Here is a 23,255-nt window from a genome sequence, read left to right as displayed (position 1 = left end):
TAGTGAATACTAAGTGGGGTATATGGAAAAGAAGTTGCCGTGGAGGTAACTTCTTTTTATTTTGGTGATGGGGTATGAACAGGAAAGAATAACAAACAAAAAAGCTGGAAGAGTATCTTCCAGCTTAAGAATTGCTTTCAATTTGTTGACCATTTTCTTCTTCGTGGTCTTGTAGTAGGTTGAATACGTCTGCTAGGCAGAATGCGATAAACCAAGTCCATAGACCGTGGAAGAAAGCTGAGCTTAATTGAAGTGGTAATGTATAGTTTGTCATTGAGTAGGAAATACATCCGCCAACGATTCCGATCATTGTTAATAACATTGTTTTTTGAGCATTTTCTTCTGGATTGAAGAGGAAGAAAATGTATCCGCCTAAAATTGAAGCGCTTACAAGGGTTTCGATTCCATTAAAAATGATATTCTCTCCAAGCTCAGTGTTTGTCCAGAAACAGATTGCACCGCCGACGATGGCAAATAGGACAGCTAGTGTGTATCGTATATATTGATTCATATGTTCATCTCCTTATGTAATAAGATGATTTGGAAGTCAAAAAGGTAGGTATAGTATATTGAAGTGAATTTTAGTTGTACGTATCTTTTTATAAAAAGATCAGTGAAGAATAACTAAGATGAACGGCTTTTGGAAAACCGTTACGTGTATGGTGTCTGAAATATACCCGACTGCTCGTTTCTTTTTGCTTATAAAAATAAGAGAAACTTCCAAGTCTATATACTCTTTTTTGTAAGTCTGCTTTCATTATAACACATTTAGGGGCACAATTATAGAATTATCTGATTTTGTAATAAGTGTAAAAATTAAAAAGCGCAAGGAATTGTAGTTCCTTGCGCTTTTTTATATACGTTTGAAACGGCCGACAATTTCAACTGTTTCAGTAATGTTCATAAATGCTTTATTATCCACTTGGCGGATAATACGTTTCATTTCGCCCAACTCGTAGCGAGTTACGACAGTGTAAATCATTTTTTTCTTATGGTTTGTATAGCCGCCGACAGCATCTACCATTGTTACGCCACGTATGCCGTGATGTAATAGTGAGCTTTTTATTTCCTCACCTTTTTCTGTAATTGTCATTATCGTTAATTTAATATGTTTTGTATGCACGGCATCAATTACTTTGCTGACTACAAACCGACTAATTAACGTATAAAGTGTAATATCCCATCCGAAAATAAATCCTGCTGCAACAAGTAAGATTAAGTTGAATCCAAAGATGATTGCTCCAATTGAAACATCGCGATGTTTCGCTACAATCAATCCAACAACATCAAAACCACCTGTTGAAGAAGCAAATCGGAATATGATTCCTGAGGCAGCACCGCAGATGACACCACCGAATACAGAAGAAAGTAAAATATCGTCTGAGACTTGGTGTACTGGGATAATGTTCATCGCTAAAGATGATACAGCTACAAAGTATGCCGTTAAAAAGGTTGTCTTCTTTCCTAAGTAAAAGTGACTTAAAATAAGAAGCGGAATGTTTAGTAAAAAGATAAGTGCTCCGATATTGTAGTGCATTAAATAACCGATAATCATCCCTACACCAGCGAACCCACCGCTAATCATATTATGCGGGATAAAAAACATATTCATAGAAATTGCATACAAAATAGAAGCTATAAAAATAACAACTAACTGTATCATAAATTCTAAGTGAAATGTTTTAGCTGCTGGGAAGGATAAAAAGGCGGTGTCGGGAACGTAATCGGCGTCTCCTAGTTGACCCATAGTATGTTTCATCTCCATATTCATTTTTGATTACAAGAAGAGAATAAAGCTTTTTTCAAAAACTGGCAATAGTTTTATTATAATACAAAAATTTTATAAATTTCTAACAAATTAAACCTATTCAAAGATACGTGTGAATATACTAAAGAAAGCGAATACATTAGTTTTTTAGCATAATTTTTTGAGAAAATATGCAAAAAAACTTTTGAGAACAAAAGGAAATAGAGAATGTTTGTGGAATGTGCTAAAATGACTTTATTAAGGATGTGAAGCGATGGAATTTTTATTGCAGGATGCAATTCTATATATATCGTTTGTAACGACGGCGCTTTGTTTATTAGAAGTTTTCTTTCTTGCTAACGTTTCTCGCTTTGTGCGTCAGCAAGCATCGAACGGTAGACAGAGAGCGTTTAAACTAGTTGATACGTGTGAAGAGGGTACAAGAAATGTACCGCTATTTTCTATTTTTTATAAATATGGAATGATTCGTTCTGTCCGCAGACAAGAATCGAGTGGAGAGAGTGACGAGGTAGGTCCGTATACACCAATGTTTCGCTAATTAATTACGAAACATTGGAGGAATGAACATGTTAAAATCATACCGAGCTAGGCTCATTAGTTTATCATTATTACTTGTTTTTGTTTTATCTGGCTGCAGTAATGCAGGTACAATTGATTCACATAGTACGGGAATTTGGAACCATTATTTCGTATATCCAATCTCATTTATGATTCAATTTGTTGCTCATCATATACCTGGAGCTAGCTTCGGGATTGCAATCATTATCATTACGCTTGTTGTTCGTTCAGCGATGATTCCATTAGCTGTTTCGCAATATCGTAGCCAAGCGAAAATGAAAAAAATGCAACCTGAATTACAGAAGCTGAAACAGAAATACGGTGATGTGGGTAAAGATCTTGAAAAACAAAAGCAGTATCAAAAAGAAATGTCAGAACTAATGAAATCAGGCGGTTGGAATCCGTTAGCTGGGTGCTGGCCAATCTTTATACAAATGCCGATTTTCTCTGCTTTGTATTATGCGATTAGCCGAACTGAAGAGATTCGTACATCTTCATTTTTATGGGTGAACCTAGGACATGCAGATCCATATCATATATTACCGATTATCGCAGCGTTAACAACATTTATTCAAATGAAGGTGTTCCAATCAAATATAACGCCTGGAGAGCAAGTACAAATGCTGAAAATACAGCAAATTATGATGCCAGCAATGATTTTGTTTATGGGTATTGCGGCACCATCAGGACTTGTGCTGTACTGGATTACAGGTAATTTATTTACAATGACACAAACAATTGTATTAAGAAAAGTAATGGAACGTGAAGAAGTACAATTACAAAATGCTTAGAAAAACGCCGCTCGTGATGAGCGGTGTTTTTTTGTCCCGATTGGTTTGGGCTAATAATTAGTGGAGGATGGACAAATCCCCCCACTAGTTAAAGTTTCACTTTATTTAAATCGTTAAGGAAATTTTAAGAAACCAACATTACTATAGGCATTGTATACGAAAGTGTACATGCTTTAGAAATATGAAGGAGGAAATTTCCTATGAAGAAAAAAACAGTTGGGTATTTAGCAATTGCAGGTGCTTTATCATTTGGAATTATAGGAGGAGCTTGCATACCAGCGTTTGCGGCAACTAATACTCCAGCAGCTGAGCAAGTTACAAAAGGAACTGCAAAGAAGAATTTAGATGAGGCTACAAAACAAAAAGTAAAAACGATTATGGACGATACAAAGAAACAGTTAGAGGAACTAGGTGTGAAATTCCCAGAGAAGGGTAATCGCAAGGAAATGTTTGCGGGATTAGATGATCAGGCGAAAGAAAAAGCGAAGTCGATTTTAGAGCAAGGGAAGTCTGGAACATTAACACGTGAGCAAGTGAAAGAAAAACTGACGGAACTAGGCGTGAAACTTCCAGAGAAAGGTAAGCACAAGGAAAGGTTTGCAAACTTAGATGAGGCGACGAAAGAAAAAGCGAAGTCGATTTTAGAGCAAGAAAAGTCTGGAACATTAACTCGTGAGCAAGTGAAAGAAAAACTGACGGAACTAGGCGTGAAACTTCCAGAGAAAGGTAAGCACAAGGAAATGTTTGCAAACTTAGATGAGGCGACGAAAGAAAAAGCGAAGTCGATTTTAGAGCAAGAAAAATCCGGAGCATTAACACGTGAGCAAGTGAAAGAGAAATTGAAAGAGTTAGGCGTAAACCTTCCAGAGAAAGAGAAGCATGAAGACATCTTTACGGGATTAGATGAAGCGACAAAAGAAAAAGCGAAAGCGATTCTAAAAAATGAAAAGAAACAATTAGCGGAATTAAATGTCGATCTTCCAAATCATAAATTTTTCATGAAAAAAGATGATAAATAATTGAACTATGCCGTATCTTTCGTGTGGGCAACCGAAAGGTACATATGTGAGGAGGCTGTCTTTGGAACAGCTTCCTCTTATTATGTAGGTTGCTATCGTTGTCATTTTTTGTTGGGAAGTCGATATAATTTCATTTACCAGATCACGTTGTTCACGAGAGAGCAAATTAGAGAAAAATGGTAACTTCTGTTATAATATAAGGAGAGAAATATTTCTTATGTTATATAAAAAAATATATTGATTTTTTCTAACAATTCAATATAATGAACAATAACTACAAAATTCGACATCAAGAAGTGATGATGAGGATATGATCAATTTTTTACGATTCTCAGAGAGGGAGGCCTTTGGCTGTGAGCTTCCTAATACGGGAAAATCGATTACCACCTCTGAACTGCAGCAGTGAACGGATATCTAGTAATTGCTTGCCGGCAAAAACCGTTATTTAGACTTGAGAAATTGGTGAAGTGTGTCACTTTACTAATTGAAACAAGGGTGGAACCACGAATACAACACTCGTCCCTTTTTTAGGGAGGAGTGTTTTTTTATTTCATTTTTGCATCACACTAGAATTGGAAGGAGGATACGCAGCATGCATCATGATGAGAAAAACAAAATTGGTTTAACAGTGGCACTTTCTATCGTAGTAGGAACTATTATTGGGTCTGGTGTGTTTATGAAACCAGGGAGCGTATTAGATTACTCAGGGAGTTCTAATATGGCTATTTTTGCTTGGGTAATTGGCGGTCTGTTGACGTTAGCAAGTGGTTTAACAGTAGCCGAAATTGGAGCGCAAATTCCGAAAAATGGTGGGTTGTATACGTATTTAGAGGAGATTTACGGAAGTTTTTGGGGGTATTTATCTGGCTGGATGCAAACAATTGTTTATGGACCAGCTATTATTGGAACGTTAGGTTTGTATTTTAGTTCTTTAATGATCAATTTTTTCTATTTAGATAAAGTCTGGAATTTACCAATCGCAATTGGAACAGTTGTGTTCCTAGGCGTTATAAATAGTTTGGGAACAAAATATGGGGGCATCGTCCAAACGGTTACGACAGTTGGGAAGATGATTCCAATTATATTAATTGTTGTGCTAGGATTTTGGAAAGGGAATAGTGATATCTTCAACGTAGTTGTACCGATATCAGAAAATCAAAGTATCGGGATGGCAATTTTAGCAACTTTATTTGCTTATGATGGTTGGATTTTACTCGCTTCTATTGGCGGAGAAATGAAGAACCCAACAAAGTTATTACCGAAGGCAATGACAGTTGGTATTTTAATTGTAACAGCTGCTTACGTATTAATTAACTTAGCGTTATTAAATGTATTACCAGCAACGAAAATTGTGGACCTTGGAGAAAATGCAACAGCGACAGCTGCAGGCATGTTACTTGGAGAATATGGCGGGAAAATTATTAGTATCGGTATTATCATTTCTATTTTCGGCTGTTTAAATGGAAAGATTTTAACGTTCCCACGTATTCCGATGTCGATGGCAGAGCGTGGACACCTTCCGTTTTCTAAGTTTATCGCAAAGGCACATGAGAAGTTTAAAACACCAGCGAATGCGATTACTGTTGAAATCATATTAGGAATTATTTTAATGCTTATTAGTGATCCGAATAAGCTATCTGAGATTTCCGTATTCATTATTTATATTTTCTATGTAATGACGTTTATTGGTGTCTTCATTTTAAGAAAGCGTAACAAGGATAAAGAGCGTGCATATAGTGTACCGTTATTCCCGATTGTACCAATCGTTGCGATTTTAGGATCGTTATTTGTACTTGGAAGTGCGATTATTAACGATCCGGTAAGTTGCTTCTTATCAATTGGAATTGTATTTACTGGACTTCCGGTGTATTGGTACTTAAATAAGAAGAAAGAAACTGGAGTTTAATGATTGAAGGGCAGGCGTATAATACGCCTGCCTTTTTTGCTGTGAAAAAATTGTACTTGCGTCCACTTTCTCTTTTGGTTACTATAATGGTAGTAACCAAAAGAGAAAGTGTGGGGAAAGACTTGAATTTTCGTGTATATATTTTAGCTATTGCGGCTTTCGTAGTCGGAACGGTTGAGCTAATTATAGGAGGAACGCTTGATTTAGTTGCCAATGATTTAGGTGTGTCGATTAGTGCAGCTGGTCAGCTTATTACAATATTTTCAGTAGTATTCGCTCTATCAGGGCCGGTTTTATTAGCATTAACAGGCAAGTTTGAAAGAAAGAAATTGTATGTTGTGGCATTATCAATTTTCTTAATTGGAAATATCATTTCGGCATTTAGTGTGAATTACGGGATGTTAATGTTCTCGAGAGTAATTTGTGCAGCGAGTGGATCGCTTATTATTGCACTATCGGTAACACTTGCTTCTAGTGTAGTAGAGCCGCATTTTCGTGCGCGTGCAATTGGAATCATTTTCATGGGTATTAGTGGATCACTCGTACTTGGAGTACCGCTCGGTCTTGTGCTCGGAAATGCATATGGATGGCGTGCACCATTTGTATTAATTTCAATATTAACTGTTATGGCGATTGCTTGTATTTCATTATTCTTAACGAAAGTACCACCGACATCGGTATTATCAATAAGAGAACAAATCGCTACGTTAAAGGATAAAAAAATTGTAAGTGCACAGTTAACATCATTTTTATTTTTAACAGGTCATTTAACGCTATACGCATATTTAACGCCGTTTTTAAAAGATGTCATGCATGTTGAAGCAAATTGGATTAGTGTGTTTTACTTCATTTTCGGAATTGCAGCGGTACTTGGAGGTGGCCTTGGCGGCTGGCTTGCGGATAAATGGGGATCAAAGAAAAGCATTATTTCCATCATTATCGTATTTGCATGTGCAATCTTTATGTTGCCGATGATGACATTCTCATTCTCGCTCTTCATCATTATGATGGGGCTTTGGAGTATGCTGAGCTGGGCGATTTCACCAGCTCAGCAAAACTATTTAATTGAAATTGCACCAGAATCAGCTGGTATTCAGCAAGGTTTAAATAACTCTGCACTTCATTTAGGAATTGCACTCGGTTCAACAGTGGGCGGAGTTGTTATTGAAAGATCATCTGTTATATATAACGCTTGGGTAGGCGGCGTTTTTATTATATTGGCGCTGCTTTGTGCGATTTTCTCTATTACGAGAGGACGCTCGAATCAGCTTACGAAAGAAGAATCTATCGTTTGATAGGTTCTTTTTTTGCGTAAAAAATTGCAGGGGTTAGTAGAGAAATGGAGAAGGGAGTATATAGCGAGGTGATAGCATATGGATTATTCAATTATTGGTTTTATATTCACAGTACTTCCATTCTTTCTTATCATTTTTGTATTTAGATGGATTCATTTTATCTATCAAAATTCTGAGAAACAAGTAGAGCAAAATGAGAAAATCATTGAGCTTTTGATGCAGATAAAGGAGCAAAAAAAATCGTGAAATGACCGTTCTGTATTTACAAATCAAAACCATCCGAAAAACCAACTACATAAAATTGAATTAGCGAAAGCATAAAAAAGACCTGTACCAAAAGAGTATGTAAAACTCCTTTTGGTACAGATTTTTTTATGTGAGAAATTACTATAGGAATGTATTAATACCTCAATTTCATCAACAAACTCTTAATTTCCTCATCTTCCATAAAGAGATCATGGTGCTTCTCTGTAATCTTCGCAAGTGCAACGTCATGATAGAAGAACTCCGTAAAGAACTTCACGAAAGGTTGTGACATTGTTTTCATCGCTTGCCATGATTCTTGCTCTACACCAGCAAATAAAATTTCACGATCGTCAACGATGAGTAGTAAGTAACGCTCTAATGCGTTAGGTTCTTGAGCTGGGATTAAAAAATGCATGTTTTCTAAGTCTGTTTCCACTTTTCCAACTATGAGGGACTCGACTTGGACGCCTTGTTTTGCTTTTTGTTCTAGTAAAGGAAGATATTCTAAAAGGGTATCATTCCATGCGGAGATGCGTATGGATTCTTTCGCATCTTCTACAAGTTGCCTACTTTGTACTTTAATAGAAGACTGCATTTTTAAACTCCAAACGCGGTCATCTGTAAATGACTTTTTAGAAATATTATTTTCAAGTTCTTTAATATTAGATTGGAATTCTGTCGTTAACTTTTCAATTGCTAGCTTGAGTGGTAATGCTGTATACAATTTTTTCTTTTCAGAAACAGAATCCATCACCATCCCTTTATCAATGAGTCGTGCTAACACTTCGTATATTTTTGCTTTTGGAACACCTGAATGTTTAACGATAGTTGTTGCATCTAATGGGTCATTGCTTGATACGACAACTTCATAAGCTTGGCTTTCATATTGTGAGAAACCGAATTTTTGTAGCATAGTTCCCTCCGAACGAATGAGATTATATGTTAAGGATAATGAACTATTTGTTTTTACACAAGTGTCGAGATAATAACTAAGCTGATTGAAATGAGAATAAATTTCAATTTTTTAAACTATATGGATTGAGCTTTCTGATTTATCTATTATACTTAATATAGTGATTAATACAATTAAATTCATCGAGAAGGGGATGCTTGAGGGAAGATGTTGAGAAGTTTACGTTTAAAAATTGCGGTAGTATTTTCGGTGCTTATTTCTATGATGTTTGTAATATTAGGTACAGCTGTGTATCAATTGCAAAAAGAGAAAGAAACGCACTCCTTAGACCAGTATTCTGAAAATACGATGGATCTTGTGACAGAGCAGTTAACTGCATTTATGCAGCGAATTGAAGAAGATATGGGTCATTATGGAAGTCATGATGATATTCAAAACATGCTACAAGATGGGGTTACCCCAGAAGAGGAGAGTTTTATTTTAAAGGAATTTTCAAGGTTTAAAAAGAATCATCCTGATATTTTAGATGTCTACATAGGGACGAAAGATAAAAAAACGTTGAGTGCAAATCTTGCTGATGGGGGAAAAGTACCTGAAGGATATGATCCAACAAGTCGTCCGTGGTATAAAACATCCGAAGCAGATACAAAATCGATTATTTGGGGACAACCACAATATGAAATCGCGACAGGTAAGTTAAGTATTGAAGTTTCAAAAGCCATTGTCGGGCAAGATGGTTCTGTGTTAGGGGTTGTTGCAATGGATGTATCGCTAGGAACGATTCAGAAGTTGCTCCATAATATTCAATATAATAATGGCGGAGAAATGTTTATTGTAAATGATAAAAATATTGCCATTGTGTACCCGGAGAAAGTAGGAAAAGATGTTTCGAAAGAACCACTTGTTAAAAGCTTAAATAAAGATGAAACGAAATTTGCGGCGGCGACATTAGGCGGAAAAGATGTAGTAGCTTATAGTCAATTGTTTGATAAGATGAAATGGAAAATCGGGATTGTATATCCGAAAGAGTCCATTGATAACTTACTAATAGAAACAAGAAATACGGTTATTTTAACGGCGTGTATAAGTTTATTAATTGGAATAGTTGCATCATATATATTCTCAAGAAGATTAGCAAGACCATTACAACTATTAACAAATCACGTTCAAAAAGTAGCGGAAGGTGATTTAACACTACAAATGAAGGTGACAAGTAAAGATGAGGTTGGTACGCTTACGACTCACTTTAATGATATGGTTGAGCAAATGAATGAAATGGTAAGTAAAATTAAAAATAGTGTATCGACAGTACAGCAATCGACTCACAATCTGCATTATTTAACGAATGAAACTGTAGCAGCTAGTAGAGAAGTTTCAGGTGCAATGGATGATGTGAGCGGAGGCGCGTCTACTCTTGCTAATAGTGTAGAGGAGGTTTCAGCGCAACTTGAAAATATGGCGCAGTCGATGGAAGAAATGAATAGTTCCGTTGGTGAAATAAAGGGAGTGACTGGCAAGGCGGAAGAAGCATCTAAGCAGGGACTCAATACGATGCGGAATTTAGTTCGTACAAGAGAACAATCATCTTCTATCGTTGTTCATACGGAAGAAGCATCAGGTAAGTTAGAGCAAAGGGTTGGATCGATTCAAAATGTGGTGGAACTTATAAAAGGTCTTTCGGATCAAACGAATTTACTGGCTTTAAACGCTTCAATTGAAGCAGCACGTGCAGGTGAGCAAGGTAAGGGCTTTGCTGTTGTTGCGGAAGAGGTTCGAAAATTAGCTGAACAATCAAAAGAGGCAACGAGTGAGATTGCAATAATGATTAGCGATGTGCAGTTAGAAGTAAAACGAGTTGTAGAAGTTGTAAGTAAATTGAAAGACATTGCGGATGTACAAAAAAAAGTTACGACAGAGGCAGAGGCTGAATTCCGCACAATTATGTCAGTTGTAAGCACAATTAGTACATCAGTTGGAAAAATTGTAGAAGAGGTAAATAACATAGGTCACGAGCAAGAAGACATTACAGAAGTTATGCAAACAATTGCTAGCACAAGTCAAGAGAGCGCGGCTGTTTCTGAAGAGGTAAATGCAGCAACTGAGTCACAAGTGAATCATTTAGAAAAAGTAGCTCATACGATGGAAAGTTTGACAGAGAATATGCAGGACTTAGAGAGAGTGGTTGAGCAGTTTAGAGTAGAAGAGTAACGTATTAGTAAAATGATGAGGATTTCGGTAAAATAGATAATGGATATATAAGAAGCAGTTATAGGAGGAAGATTATTATGGCAATTGTTGATGTATCGATTATTCCAGTAGGAACAGGTAATCCAAGTGTTAGTGAATATGTAGCAGAAGTACAAAAGGTGCTAGAGAAAAATGCTGATCGCGTGAAGTATCAATTAACACCGATGAATACAGTAATTGAAGGAGATCTTCCTGTCATTTTAGAAGTCATTCAACAAATGCATGAAGTTCCATATACGAAAGGTGCACAGCGCGTTGCGACAACAATTCGTATCGATGATCGTCGTGATAAAGTAAGCACGATGGAGAAGAAATTAAACTCTGTTCGATCAAAATTATAAGAAGAAGCAGCGATTTTCGCTGCTTTTTTCATATAGGAGGAAAATAAGATGAGTGAAAAGTTTAATGAGCAGTTTGATGGCTTGCTAGAGAAATACACGGAACTATTACTTGGAGAGAGCAACGAAGAGCGTAAAGAGCAGGTACAGAAATGGGCACTTTATTCTTATATGGCTAAGACGATGCCAGCTTTAGTGAAACATTGGAATGAGACGTATCCAGATGCAAAAGAAGAGATGGTACAGTTAATTACGAATATTAAAAAGCTGAATGATGAGAAGCGAAATGAGAAGTAAGAAGGCTTGAGATAATGTTACCTCAAGTTTTTGCTATTAATATCCTCATATAATTTACATGAAATATAAATGGTTTTGTGAGCATGTCGAATATTTTCGGCATGCTCATTTTTTCCCTAGTAAACCCGTTTTTTCTGAATGTCGAAAAATATTTTCTTCATATTTACAAACGAGAATATAGGGTTTTAAATGTTTTGATAGTATTTTATAAATTATCTAAATAATTATTTGTATCAAATAATTTTAAACAGTGATATAATTTCGAAGAGGGGTAAAAAACAGATAAATCATAGTCGTAGGGGTGAATTACATGGAACAATTAATGCGAAATTCGTTTCTTTTCTTATCTAAAAATAAAGCGCTAACAAAACTGGCTAAAAAGTACGGTTTACGCTTTGGTGCAGGTCGCTTCGTCGCAGGGGAAACGATTGAATTAGCGACAGCTGCAATTAAAGCATTAAATAAGCAAGGTCTTTGTGTAACAATCGATTATTTAGGTGAATTCGTTGATAACGAAGCGGAAGCAAATGAAATGGCTAGCGAATCGATTGAAGCGATTCGTGCAATTGGAAGAGAAGGTCTTAATTCGCAGCTTTCTTTAAAGATGACTTCTATGGGATTAGATATCTCTGACGAAATCGTAATGAACAATATGCGCCGTATTTTAGAAGCTGGAAAAGAAAATGGTGTGTTTATTACAATTGATATGGAAGACTATACGCGCTGCGGGAAAACAATTGATATCTTTAAACAATTAAAATCTGAATACGATAATATTGGTACTGTTATTCAAGCTTACTTATATCGTACAGAAAAGGATATGGAAGATTTAAACGCTTATAATCCTAATTTACGTCTTGTAAAAGGGGCCTATAAAGAACCTGAAGAAGTAGCGTTCCCGGAAAAGAAAGATGTAGATGACAATTATAAAAAGATTATTAAAATGCACTTATTAAATGGAAATTACACTGCAATTGCTTCACATGACGAAGCGATTATTGAATATACAAAAAAACTTGCCGAAGAACATAACATTCCAAGGGATCAATTTGAATTCCAAATGTTATTTGGTATTCGTACAGAGCGTCAACTTGAGCTAGTAAAAGAAGGATATAAAATGCGTGTTTACGTGCCTTATGGAAACGACTGGTATGGCTATTTCATGCGTCGTCTAGCAGAACGTCCAGCAAACGTTGCGTTCGTATTAAAAGGTATGATTAAAAAATAACCAAGGAGAAAATACTCCTTGGTTATTTTAATTGCTGAAATGCGTAGTTCGCCATTTTCTTCGTATCAGAATATAGCTGCGTACGAGTAGAAGATAACACGACGTTAATGACGCGTTTACCGTCTTTTTCATCAACTGTTACGACTGTGTATTTTCCGAGTGCTGATAAACCGCTTTTACTTCCAATCGCATATGGATCGTCATATAGTTCTTCTCGTCCATAGTTTGCGATTTTTGGAGAGCGCTCTGAAGTATGTAGAGTAGTACGTGTTGAATTCATATAATCTAAAACAATTGGATACTTTAATGCTTCTTTCGTAATAATAGCAATGTCATAAGGTGATACTTTATTTCCAAGTGCATCAGCACCACTTGCGTTTTTGAAAGTCGCATGCTTTGTACCAAGTTCCTTCGCTCTAGCATTCATCATTTTCACAAACTTTTCTTTTGATCCCGCAATATGTTCAGCGATTGACTCAGCGATTGGGTCTGCACTAATAATAAGCATAAGTTTTAATGCCTCATCACGTTTTAACTTTTCACCCGCGCGAAGCTTAATCTTTGCACTTTGACTTTCTGTTTTAATCGCATTCTCTGTAACCGTAATTTCTTCATCTTCTTTTACATTCTCTAGTAAGAGAAGAGTTGTCATCATCTTGGCTATACTAGCCGGATAAGAGCGTTCATCTTCCCGTTTTCCATACAAAGTTTCACCTGTGTCTGCATCGATTGTAATCCCGTATTGCCCAGTAATGTTAGGTTGATCTGCTCTTACAACTTGTTGCCTATGCGCATAAGAGAAGAAAATCATCCCTGTAAATAGTGTGGCAATCATTACAATCATAATTATTGTTCGTTTCATCGTCGTTCCCTCTTTTGTTTTCCATATGTACAAATAAATTGGGCAGAAAAAGCAGCCATTAATCATTATGCCACGTTCTCTGCCCAAAAATATAGCGTTATTTTTCGCCCATATTATGCTTCTTATATTGTTGGTTATTACCTTGACGCCCTTTTTCAACACCGTGATTATGCGGACCTGCATTTCCAGTTACACTTGCTGCGCTAATTCCAGCTTTTGAAGGGTTCTTCTTAAGTTTTGCCATATATATTCCTCCAGTTTCGTCAGATTATAAAAAAGGAAAAGTGCATTTTAATAAAGAAAATACACATGTATAGCATAGCCAAATGAAAGAAATATATTTATTTCAGAAAATTTTATCAATAAATATATTGCGAAAATTCAAACTGTATCATATATTTATTAGTAGAGGCTCACTCATTGATTGCGACTTATGTCGAAAAATTGAATGAGCATTCATTCAAGAATAGGGGGAGAAATGGATGTTCCAAATTAAAAAGGCTGCTGTTCTAGGTTCAGGCGTAATGGGTTCAGGGATTGCGGCACACTTAGCTAATATTGGTATTCCGACATTATTGCTTGATATTGTACCACCGGCGCTTACGAAGGAAGAAGAAGCGAAGGGACTTACATTAGAACATAAAAGTGTGAGAAATCGTTTTAGTAACACGGCTTTGCAAAAATTAGTAAAGCAAAAACCAGCTCCTCTGACAGTGAAAGGTAATCTAGCACTGATTGAAGCAGGTAACTTTGAAGATGATCTTGAGCGTCTTGCTGATGTAGATTGGATTATTGAAGTAGTAGTTGAAAACTTAGATATAAAGAAGAAACTATTTGAAAAAGTAGATGCTGTTCGTAAATCAGGCTCAATTGTGAGCTCAAATACATCAGGCATTTCCGTCGAAAAAATGGCAGAAGGTCGTTCAGACGACTTCCAGAAACACTTCTTAGGAACACACTTTTTTAACCCACCACGATATTTAAAACTTCTAGAGGTAATACCGACGAAAGAAACTGATCCACAAGTATTAAGCTTCATGAAACTATTTGGCGAAGACGTTCTTGGAAAAGGCGTTGTTATCGCAAAAGATACACCAAACTTTATTGGAAACCGCATCGGTACGTATGGCTTGCTTGTAACGCTTCAAGAAATGATTAAGCGTGGCTATAGCATTGGAGAAGTTGACTCTGTAACAGGTCCATTAATTGGTCGTCCGAAGAGTGCAACGTTCCGTACATTAGATGTTGTTGGTCTAGATACATTTGTACACGTTGCAAATAACGTATATGAAAATGTACAAGAAGAAGAGCGTGATGTATTTAAAGTACCAGCCTTCATGCATGACATGCTTGATAAAAAATGGCTTGGAAGTAAAACGGGTCAAGGCTTCTTCTTAAAACAAGGAAAAGAAATTTTAGAATTAAATCCAGAAACGATGGAATACGAAGCGCGCAAAAAATTAAAAGCTGCATCCGTAGAGTTAAGTAAGCAAGAAAAAGGATTAGCGAATAAATTGAAAGCGCTTGTATACGCGAAAGACCGCGCAGGAGAGTTGTTATGGAACATTATCACACCAACTCTTTTATACTCTGCAAAACTTCATAAAGAAATTGCTGACGATATCGTTGCAATTGACCAAGCGATGAAATGGGGCTTCGGCTGGGAGCAAGGTCCATTTGAAATTTGGGATGCAATTGGCGTTGAAAAGTCCGTTCAAAAGATGGAAGAAAACGGCGCAGTTGTTCCTACTTGGGTGAAAGAAATGGTAGAGAAAGGTTTTGCTACTTTCTATAAACATGATAATGGCGATAGCTACTATTACGATAATGGTGAATATAAGCTAATCGAACGTAACAAAAAAGCAATTTCGCTTAAGCAATTAAAAGCGAAAAACGGTGTGTTAAAGAAAAACAGCGGAGCGAGCTTAATTGATTTAGGCGATGGTATCCTTTGCTTAGAATTCCATTCGAAGAGCAATGCAATCGGTATGGATATTACACAAATGATTAACTACGCTGTTGATGAAGTAGAGAAAAATTATAAAGGTCTTGTTATCGGAAACCAATCGAAGAACTTCTGCGTTGGTGCGAACCTTGCAATGATCTTAATGGAAGCACAAGACGATAACTACTTTGAAATTGAGTGGGTTGTGAAAAACTTCCAAGACGCAATGACGAAAATTAAGTACTCTTCTAAACCAGTTGTAGCAGCTCCATATGGTATGACGCTTGGCGGCGGTACAGAAGTTTGCTTACCAGCAGCGAGCATTCAAGCTTCTAGCGAAACATATATGGGCTTAGTAGAAGTAGGTGTTGGCTTAATCCCTGGCGGAGGCGGTAACAAAGAGCTATACATTAAACACTTAAACAAAATGGCAAACGGTGTAGAATTCGACTTACAAAAAGTTGCGAATAAAGTATTCGAATCCGTAGCGATGGCGAAAGTTTCTACATCAGCGCAAGAAGCTGTCTCTAACAATTTCTTAGGCGATAAAGACGGTATTAGTGTGAATGGTGATCACTTACTATATGATGCGAAACAAAAGGCACTTTCTTTATATGAAACGGGTTATAAAGCGCCGATTCGTAAAAAGATACCAGTTGTTGGTGAAACAGGCTATGCAACGCTTGTACTTGGTGCAGAAGCAATGCATTTATCAGGTTACATTTCTGAACATGATCTTCACATTGCGAAGAAACTTGCATATGTCATTGCGGGCGGAAAAGTGCCGTACGGAACAGAAGTTGATGAGCAGTATTTATTAGATGTAGAACGTGAAGCATTTATTAGCTTAGTAAGTGAGATGAAATCACAAGCAAGAATGCAGCACATGCTTGTAAAAGGAAAGCCATTACGTAACTAATAACGAGGGGAGATATCGTTCATGAGAGAAGCTGTCATTGTTGCGGGAGCAAGAACACCAATTGGAAAAGCAAAGAGGGGTTCATTAAAAACAGTTCGTCCTGACGATCTAGGGGCGTTAGTAGTAAAGGAAACGTTAAAGCGTGCGAATTATGAAGGGCCAATCGACGATTTAATTTTCGGTTGTGCGATGCCAGAAGCAGAACAAGGTTTAAATATGGCTCGTAATATCGGCGGGCTAGCAGGACTTTCTTACGATGTTCCAGCTATTACAATTAACCGTTACTGTTCTTCAGGTTTACAAAGTATCGCTTACGGAGCAGAGCGCATTATGCTTGGGCACTCTGAAGCTGTATTATCAGGCGGAGCGGAATCAATGAGTTTAGTTCCAATGATGGGGCACGTTGTTCGTCCAAATAGTCGTCTTGTAGAAGCTGCTCCAGAATATTATATGGGTATGGGACATACAGCAGAGCAAGTTGCTGTGAAATATGGAATTTCTCGTGAAGAGCAAGATGCTTTTGCGGTAAGAAGTCACCAGCGCGCAGCAAAAGCGTTAGCTGAAGGGAACTTTGCGGATGAAACAGTAGCTGTAGATGTAATGTTACGCACTGTTGGAGCAAACAACAAACTGCAAGAAGAAACACGTATTTTCGCACAAGACGAGGGTGTAAGAGCGGAGACGACGCTAGACATTTTAGGTAAATTACGTCCAGCATTTAACGTTCGTGGTTCTGTAACGGCTGGTAACTCTTCACAAATGAGTGATGGAGCAGCATCTGTACTATTAATGGATCGTGAAAAAGCAGTGAGCGATGGCATGAAGCCACTTGCGAAATTCCGTTCATTTGCAGTAGCTGGTGTACCACCAGAAATAATGGGTATCGGTCCAATTGCTGCAATTCCGAAAGCGTTAAAATTAGCTGGTTTAGAGCTATCTGATATCGGTCTATTCGAACTAAATGAAGCATTCGCTTCTCAATCTATCCAAGTTATTCGTGAACTTGGTTTAGATGAAGAAAAAGTGAACGTAAACGGCGGTGCAATCGCACTTGGACATCCACTTGGCTGTACAGGAGCAAAACTAACACTATCCCTTATTCACGAAATGAAACGCCGCAACCAACAATTCGGTATCGTAACAATGTGTATCGGCGGGGGAATGGGAGCAGCGGGAGTATTTGAATTATTATAAAAAAAGTGTAAGCGGCTCGCTCAGAATGTGAGGGGGATGGAGCTTCAGATGTAGAGGCGCTTTTTGCCTCGCAGGAAGAAGTGAAGCCACCGAACATTCTAGCCGCTGGAACTAGATTAAAAAAAAGTGCAGGTGGCTCGCTCAGAACAGGAGGGCGTTGGAAGCCCTGACGAAGAGGCGCTTTTTGCCTCACAGGAAGGGGTGAAACGGCCGACTGTTTTAGCCACCGGAACTAGATTGAAAAAAAGTGCAGGTGGCTCGCTCAAAACAAGAGGACGCTTAAGCAAAGAATGGAAGCAACAAAGGTTTATAAAAAATAAATGGGAGAGCTAGCTTCTTTCAAAAGAGAGAAGCGGCTCATGAAAATATGAAGGAGGAAATTTTCATGGAAAAAACAGTAGGAAGTGCGGTTAAAGGCGGTAGCTTTTTAGTTGATGAGATTACGATTGATCAAGTGTTTACGCCAGAAGATTTTTCATCTGAGCATAAAATGATTGCAAAAACGACAGAGGACTTTATCGTAAATGAAGTTCTTCCAGAGCTTGAATATTTAGAGCAACACGAGTTTGATCGTTCTGTGCGTCTTTTAAAAGAAGCTGGTGAACTTGGTTTATTAGGCGCTGACGTACCAGAAGAGTACGGCGGAATTGGTCTTGATAAAGTAAGCTCAGCGTTAATCGCAGAGAAATTCTCGCGCGCTGGTGGTTTTGCAATCACTCACGGTGCTCACGTTGGTATCGGATCTTTACCAATCGTATTATTCGGTAACGAAGAGCAAAAGAAAAAATATTTACCACTACTTGCAACTGGTGAAAAATTAGCTGCATATGCATTAACTGAGCCAGGTTCTGGATCTGATGCATTAGGTGCGAAAACAACTGCACGTTTAAATGCAGAAGGTACACATTACGTATTAAATGGTGAAAAACAATGGATTACAAACTCTGCATTCGCTGACGTATTTATCGTATACGCAAAAATAGACGGCGAGCACTTCTCAGCATTTATCGTAGAGAAAGAATACGCTGGTGTATCTACAAGCCCTGAAGAGAAGAAAATGGGTATTAAATGTTCATCAACTCGTACGTTAATTTTAGAAGATGCGTTAGTACCGAAAGAAAACTTACTTGGTGAAATCGGTAAAGGTCATATTATCGCGTTCAACATTTTAAATATCGGCCGTTATAAATTAGGAGTTGGTACAGTTGGATCTGCGAAACGTGCAGTAGAAATTTCAGCACAATATGCAAACCAACGTCAACAATTCAAACAACCAATCGCTCGTTTCCCATTAATTCAAGAGAAACTTGCGAATATGGCAGCAAAAACATATGCAGCTGAAAGCTCTGTATATCGTACAGTAGGTTTATTCGAAAGCCGCATGAGCACGTTATCTGAAGAAGAAGTAAAAGACGGTAAAGCAGTAGCAGCTTCTATCGCTGAATATGCAATCGAGTGCTCTTTAAATAAAGTATTCGGTTCTGAAGTGTTAGATTATACAGTAGATGAAGGTGTTCAAATTCACGGTGGTTATGGATTTATGGCAGAGTACGAGATTGAAAGAATGTACCGCGATTCTCGTATTAACCGTATTTTCGAAGGAACGAACGAAATCAACCGCCTAATCGTACCAGGTACGTTCTTACGTAAAGCGATGAAAGGTGAATTACCATTACTACAAAAAGCACAAAAATTACAAGAAGAGTTAATGATGATGATGCCAGAAGAAGTAGGCGATGAGCCATTAGCACTTCAAAAACATTTAGTAAAGAACGCGAAGAAAATCGGTTTAATGGTAGCTGGATTAGCTGCTCAAAAATATGGTAAAGCATTAGATAAAGAGCAAGAAATTCTTGTGAATATCGCTGACATCGTAAGTAACCTTTACGCAATGGAATCAGCTCTTCTTCGTACAGAAAAAGCAATTAAAACAACTGGTCTTGAAAAGAATAAACAAAAAGTATTATACACTGAAGTATTCTGCCAAGAAGCATTCAACGAAATCGAAGCAGATGCGAAAGAAACACTTATCGCAGTTGAAAATGGCGACATGCTGCGCATGATGTTATCATCATTACGCAAATTAACTCGCCACACACCACTTAACGTAATTCCGAAGAAACGTGAAATTGCTGCGAAAATTTTAGAAGATGAGCGTTACACAGTTTAATAGATGATGGGGAACCAGTGGCCTGTTGGCTGCTGGTTTTTTATTTTTATTGATGTTAAAAATAGTTTACATAATGTTGAAAATAAATTACAATTAAAATATAGAAAATAATGTAAAATAAGGAGAGGTTATGAAACAGAGTGGAACGTTACAAAATAATCTCGTTGTACTCCGAGCAGAAAAACGCTGGTCACAAACGGATTTAGCGAACCAAGCTGGGGTAAGTAGACAAACGATCGCTTCAATTGAAGCGAATCGTTACAATCCATCTTTAATTTTAGCTTTTGAAATTGCACGTATTTTAGGTAAGGAGTTTCATGAAGTTTTTCAATATAAGATAGAGGGGGAAACGGAATGAGTATTGTAGTAGGGATAATAATCTCAGTAGCAGGACTAATAGGTGTTTTATATTCAACACGTTTTCAGAAGAATGAGGGGGAAGACGAAAGGGGCGAGCATATTACGGGGAATGCAGCTAAAATTTCGTTATTTGTATTTTTATTTCTATATTTAGTTATCTTTTTAATTGGGAATCTATATTCATTGACAGGCGAACAATATAAATTAGCGAATTCATTTTTATTAGCAGGGGTACTTTGTTCTTATGCTTTAACTATCGTAGTTTTGAAAAGAAAATATTAAATGAAAAAGGGCTGTTTTACATATGTATTTGTAAACGGCTTTTTTTAATGGAGGTAAAGGAGATGAAGTTAATAAGAGTAGGAACAGTTCACCAAATCGCATTTTTACCGCGTCTATTTCCGATTAACTGTTACTTTGTTGAAGAAGAAACAGGATTAACTCTAATTGATGCTGCTTTACCATTTTGTGCAAAGAAGATTTTAGAAGCGGCTCGAAAAATAGGAAAACCGATTACGAATATCGTTATTACACATGCGCATGATGACCATATAGGGGCGCTCGATGCTATAAAACAAGAATTGCCGAATGTTCCGGTCTATATTTCTAAAAGAGATGCAAGTTTACTTGAAGGGGATTTGTCACTGCAAATAGGGGAACCAGACACGCAGGTAAAAGTAAGTGTGTCAAAAAGGATAAAGACGATTCCAGATATTCTTCTTCAAGAGGGAGATCAAATAGGTTCCCTTGTAGCGATTGCAGCTCCAGGTCATACACCGGGATCAATGGCGTTTTTAGACACGAGAAATGATGCACTCATTGTTGGAGATGCATTTCAAACGAGAGGTGGGATAGCGGTAGCAGGGCAATTAAATTGGCTTTTTCCATTTCCTATGTTTGGTACGTGGGATGCAGAAGTTTCATTAACGAGTGCTCAGAAATTGCTGGAGTATAAGCCGTCTATATTGGCGACAGGTCACGGGAAGATGATTGAAAATCCATTATGGCAAATGCAACGGGCGATTGAAGAAGCAAAGCGGAATTTAACAGGGAAGAGCCTCAAATAATTTAGAGGCTCTTTTTTGCTAGATAATATTATTTTGATGGTTTTAAAAATGTGTATATGGCTAAGGAAAAACAAAGGAAAATAAATACGATAGGATCTTGATATGGATTAGGTTCAGAGCCTTTCTGGATTTCTGTAAGGAAGTCATGTTTTTTCATGTTTATTTCTCCTTTCATTAATAATTTATTATTTGGTGTAAAAGAAGACGAGAGATGATGAATAAGAAAAATGGTGGAATTGCAAAGAATGAGAAGTATTTTAAAGGGATTTTCATGTTAATTATTTTATAGTATATGCCTATATTTTAATGTGAAAATAAAAGTTAAAAATATGTAATTTTGCATATTTGAACACGCGTGTAAAAAAATGAAAATTAGGCTTTGTATACTGCGACTTTTTTTATGCATACAATCCAAAAAAAACCAAATACTAATGACGAATGAAAAAAGAAAGGCGGGTATGTTCTATGCAAAATTTAACAGAGCTTGAAGTAGAAAATTTACGTCATTTAATTGGTGGTCATGCGACGATTATTAACAAATTGGACCAGTATGCACAGGCTTGTACAGATCCAGAGTTGAAACAAATGCTACAAAAGGATGCGCAAGATGCACGAAATACGAAACAGCAGTTAATGACTTTTTTAGGATAGGAGGAAGAGAGAAATGAATGAAAAAGATATGGTAAATGATTATTTAGCAGGGTTAAATTCAAGTTTAACAAGTTATGCAAATTATATTTCTCAGTCTGATAATGAACAGTTACATCAAACATTAATTCAAATTCGTAATCAAGATGAGGCTCGGCAACGTAATATGTATGAATATGCAAAGCAAAAAAGTTATTATAAGCCGGCAGCGCCTGCTAATCCAATGATTGTACAGCAATTAAAAAGTCAATTAAGTGCGGAATAGCGCGATGAATGAAACGAGCGAATGGATTCGCTCGTTTTTTTTGTTTGGTATATGTCAATAAATACATAATAAATATTTTTCCAGTTGTAACAAATATGACGAAAATTGAATATGACAATTCACAAAAAGGACAAAAGTTTGTTCAATAATTCACAAAGTATCCATGGTTTCTATCGTGGGAACCTCTATAATTAGGAGTGTAAAGAACGAAAGAAATAGACTACATGATCGATTAGGAGAGATTGCTATGAATAGAAATACAAGAAAAATTGCAATTATCGGTACTGGATTAGTTGGATCAAGCTGTGCGTATTCCATTGTAAACCAAGGGATTTGCGAAGAGCTATTGTTAATTGATATAAATCATGAACGTGCAGTTGGAGAAGCGATGGACTTATCACATTGCATTAACTTTACAAATACAAGAACAAAAGTATATGCAGGAAGTTATGAAGACTGCAAAGATATGGACATTGTCATTATTACAGCAGGACCAGCGCCGAAGCCTGGACAAAGTCGTTTAGACACTTTAGGAGCAAGCGCTAAGATTATGGAAAGCATTGTTGGCGGCGTAATGGAAAGTGGATTTGATGGCATTTTCTTACTCGCATCGAACCCAGTTGACATTATTACATATCAAGTGTGGAAGCTATCCGGATTACCTAGAAATCGTGTGATTGGTACAGGTACATCACTAGATTCTTCTCGCTTAAGAACAATTTTATCTGAAATGTTACATGTAGACCCTCGTAGTATTCATGGGTATTCATTAGGAGAACATGGTGATTCTCAAATGGTTGCTTGGTCTCATGTAACTGTTGGTGGAAAATCAATTCTGCAAATTTTAGAGGAACAAAAAGAACGCTTAGGTGAAATAGATTTAGATGAAATTGTTGAGAAGACTGCAAAAGCTGGATGGGAAATTTATAAGCGCAAAGGAACTACTTATTACGGAATTGGAAATTCTTTAGCTTATATTGCGCGCTCAATTTTCAATGATGATCACCGTGTTATCGCTGTTTCAGCTATTTTAGATGGTGAATATGGCGAATACGATATTTGTACAGGAGTACCAGCAATTATTACTAGAGACGGTATAAGAGAAGTGGTAGAACTGAACTTATTAGAAGATGAAGAAAGCCGCTTTGCAAAATCAAACGATGTTTTACGCGATTATATGAAAACAATTGGTTACTAAATTATAGGAGAAGGTGAAACA

The 23,255-nt window shown here is 37.0% G+C and carries 23 protein-coding genes and 1 other annotated feature; of the genes, 18 read left to right on the top strand and 5 right to left on the bottom strand.

Annotated features, from left to right (window positions below; all coding sequences use genetic code 11):
* Positions 1-124 precede the first annotated feature (124 nt).
* Entirely contained in the window at positions 125-511 is a 387-nt protein-coding gene (locus MHI07_RS23660; protein WP_002112709.1) for a DUF3938 domain-containing protein, read from the bottom strand.
* A gap of 342 nt (positions 512-853) precedes the next feature.
* Entirely contained in the window at positions 854-1,747 is an 894-nt protein-coding gene (locus MHI07_RS23655) for a YitT family protein (RefSeq protein ID WP_002145016.1), read from the bottom strand.
* 274 nt (positions 1,748-2,021) lie between these two features.
* Here MHI07_RS23655 and MHI07_RS23650 point away from each other — a divergent pair, with 274 nt between their 5' ends.
* From MHI07_RS23650 to MHI07_RS23630, 5 genes are all read left to right on the top strand, one after another.
* A complete protein-coding gene (locus MHI07_RS23650) occupies positions 2,022-2,306 on the top strand; it encodes a hypothetical protein (protein WP_002112708.1) in 285 nt (94 codons plus the stop codon).
* Between the two features lie 28 nt (positions 2,307-2,334).
* Positions 2,335-3,117 carry a membrane protein insertase YidC gene (locus MHI07_RS23645; RefSeq protein ID WP_002112707.1) on the top strand — a complete coding sequence of 261 codons (783 nt, stop codon included), beginning with the start codon at positions 2,335-2,337 and terminating at the stop codon, positions 3,115-3,117.
* A gap of 200 nt (positions 3,118-3,317) precedes the next feature.
* Positions 3,318-4,136, top strand: coding sequence for a hypothetical protein (locus tag MHI07_RS23640; protein WP_340826611.1), 819 nt, complete (start codon positions 3,318-3,320; stop codon positions 4,134-4,136).
* Between the two features lie 290 nt (positions 4,137-4,426).
* Positions 4,427-4,663 (top strand) — a binding site (T-box leader).
* Positions 4,664-4,728: 65 nt separating this feature from the next.
* Entirely contained in the window at positions 4,729-6,042 is a 1,314-nt protein-coding gene (locus MHI07_RS23635; protein WP_088079637.1) for an APC family permease, read from the top strand.
* On the top strand, positions 6,042-7,337 hold the full coding sequence (locus MHI07_RS23630; protein ID WP_340826609.1) for an MFS transporter: 1,296 nt from the start codon (positions 6,042-6,044) through the stop codon (positions 7,335-7,337). Before MHI07_RS23635 ends, MHI07_RS23630 begins: the two co-directional genes overlap by 1 nt.
* A 400-nt stretch (positions 7,338-7,737) precedes the next feature.
* On the opposite strand, the gene MHI07_RS23625 is transcribed toward MHI07_RS23630, so the two are convergent.
* Complete coding sequence (locus MHI07_RS23625) at positions 7,738-8,496, bottom strand: TrmB family transcriptional regulator (RefSeq protein ID WP_088079634.1); 759 nt, start codon at positions 8,494-8,496, stop codon at positions 7,738-7,740.
* Positions 8,497-8,703: 207 nt separating this feature from the next.
* Between MHI07_RS23625 and MHI07_RS23620 the strand changes: the two genes are divergently transcribed.
* The 4 genes from MHI07_RS23620 to MHI07_RS23605 all read left to right on the top strand — a co-directional run bounded on the left by MHI07_RS23620 (position 8,704) and on the right by MHI07_RS23605 (position 12,606).
* Entirely contained in the window at positions 8,704-10,704 is a 2,001-nt protein-coding gene (locus MHI07_RS23620) for a methyl-accepting chemotaxis protein (protein ID WP_340826605.1), read from the top strand.
* A 77-nt stretch (positions 10,705-10,781) separates the two neighbouring features.
* Entirely contained in the window at positions 10,782-11,084 is a 303-nt protein-coding gene (locus MHI07_RS23615; RefSeq protein ID WP_001018862.1) for an MTH1187 family thiamine-binding protein, read from the top strand.
* A gap of 48 nt (positions 11,085-11,132) precedes the next feature.
* The gene (locus MHI07_RS23610; RefSeq protein WP_001290599.1) at positions 11,133-11,378 is read left to right on the top strand and encodes a YusU family protein; all 246 of its coding nucleotides are present in this window, start codon (positions 11,133-11,135) and stop codon (positions 11,376-11,378) included.
* Between the two features lie 310 nt (positions 11,379-11,688).
* Positions 11,689-12,606: a proline dehydrogenase family protein gene (locus MHI07_RS23605; protein WP_002112697.1), complete on the top strand. Its 918-nt coding sequence runs from the start codon at positions 11,689-11,691 to the stop codon at positions 12,604-12,606.
* A gap of 22 nt (positions 12,607-12,628) precedes the next feature.
* Here MHI07_RS23605 and MHI07_RS23600 read toward each other — a convergent pair whose 3' ends face one another.
* A complete protein-coding gene (locus tag MHI07_RS23600; RefSeq protein ID WP_215574105.1) occupies positions 12,629-13,468 on the bottom strand; it encodes a D-alanyl-D-alanine carboxypeptidase family protein in 840 nt (279 codons plus the stop codon).
* A 97-nt stretch (positions 13,469-13,565) separates the two neighbouring features.
* A complete protein-coding gene (locus MHI07_RS23595) occupies positions 13,566-13,712 on the bottom strand; it encodes a YuzL family protein (protein WP_001096344.1) in 147 nt (48 codons plus the stop codon).
* A gap of 238 nt (positions 13,713-13,950) precedes the next feature.
* Between MHI07_RS23595 and MHI07_RS23590 the strand changes: the two genes are divergently transcribed.
* The 9 genes from MHI07_RS23590 (at position 13,951) to MHI07_RS23550 (ending at position 23,234) form a co-directional block, all read left to right on the top strand.
* Entirely contained in the window at positions 13,951-16,332 is a 2,382-nt protein-coding gene (locus tag MHI07_RS23590) for a 3-hydroxyacyl-CoA dehydrogenase/enoyl-CoA hydratase family protein (protein ID WP_340826600.1), read from the top strand.
* Positions 16,333-16,353: 21 nt separating this feature from the next.
* Complete coding sequence (locus MHI07_RS23585; RefSeq protein WP_002112692.1) at positions 16,354-17,526, top strand: acetyl-CoA C-acetyltransferase; 1,173 nt, start codon at positions 16,354-16,356, stop codon at positions 17,524-17,526.
* 385 nt (positions 17,527-17,911) lie between these two features.
* A complete protein-coding gene (locus MHI07_RS23580) occupies positions 17,912-19,696 on the top strand; it encodes an acyl-CoA dehydrogenase family protein (RefSeq protein ID WP_176107959.1) in 1,785 nt (594 codons plus the stop codon).
* 130 nt (positions 19,697-19,826) lie between these two features.
* Positions 19,827-20,054 carry a helix-turn-helix transcriptional regulator gene (locus MHI07_RS23575; protein WP_000813846.1) on the top strand — a complete coding sequence of 76 codons (228 nt, stop codon included), beginning with the start codon at positions 19,827-19,829 and terminating at the stop codon, positions 20,052-20,054.
* On the top strand, positions 20,051-20,338 hold the full coding sequence (locus MHI07_RS23570; protein WP_078179395.1) for a DUF2178 domain-containing protein: 288 nt from the start codon (positions 20,051-20,053) through the stop codon (positions 20,336-20,338). Before MHI07_RS23575 ends, MHI07_RS23570 begins: the two co-directional genes overlap by 4 nt.
* A gap of 62 nt (positions 20,339-20,400) precedes the next feature.
* Positions 20,401-21,123 carry an MBL fold metallo-hydrolase gene (locus tag MHI07_RS23565; protein WP_340826590.1) on the top strand — a complete coding sequence of 241 codons (723 nt, stop codon included), beginning with the start codon at positions 20,401-20,403 and terminating at the stop codon, positions 21,121-21,123.
* Between the two features lie 465 nt (positions 21,124-21,588).
* Positions 21,589-21,774: a hypothetical protein gene (locus tag MHI07_RS23560; RefSeq protein WP_002112687.1), complete on the top strand. Its 186-nt coding sequence runs from the start codon at positions 21,589-21,591 to the stop codon at positions 21,772-21,774.
* A gap of 13 nt (positions 21,775-21,787) precedes the next feature.
* Positions 21,788-22,036, top strand: coding sequence for a spore coat protein (locus MHI07_RS23555; protein WP_078173442.1), 249 nt, complete (start codon positions 21,788-21,790; stop codon positions 22,034-22,036).
* Positions 22,037-22,283: 247 nt separating this feature from the next.
* Complete coding sequence (locus MHI07_RS23550) at positions 22,284-23,234, top strand: L-lactate dehydrogenase (RefSeq protein WP_414731884.1); 951 nt, start codon at positions 22,284-22,286, stop codon at positions 23,232-23,234.
* Positions 23,235-23,255 lie beyond the last annotated feature (21 nt).

It is taken from the genome of Bacillus sp. FSL H8-0545, from assembly GCF_038006105.1.
Taxonomy (GTDB): domain Bacteria; phylum Bacillota; class Bacilli; order Bacillales; family Bacillaceae_G; genus Bacillus_A; species Bacillus_A cereus_U.
Note: the sequence above shows the minus strand (reverse complement) of the source record. Positions and strands in the feature narration are given on the sequence as shown.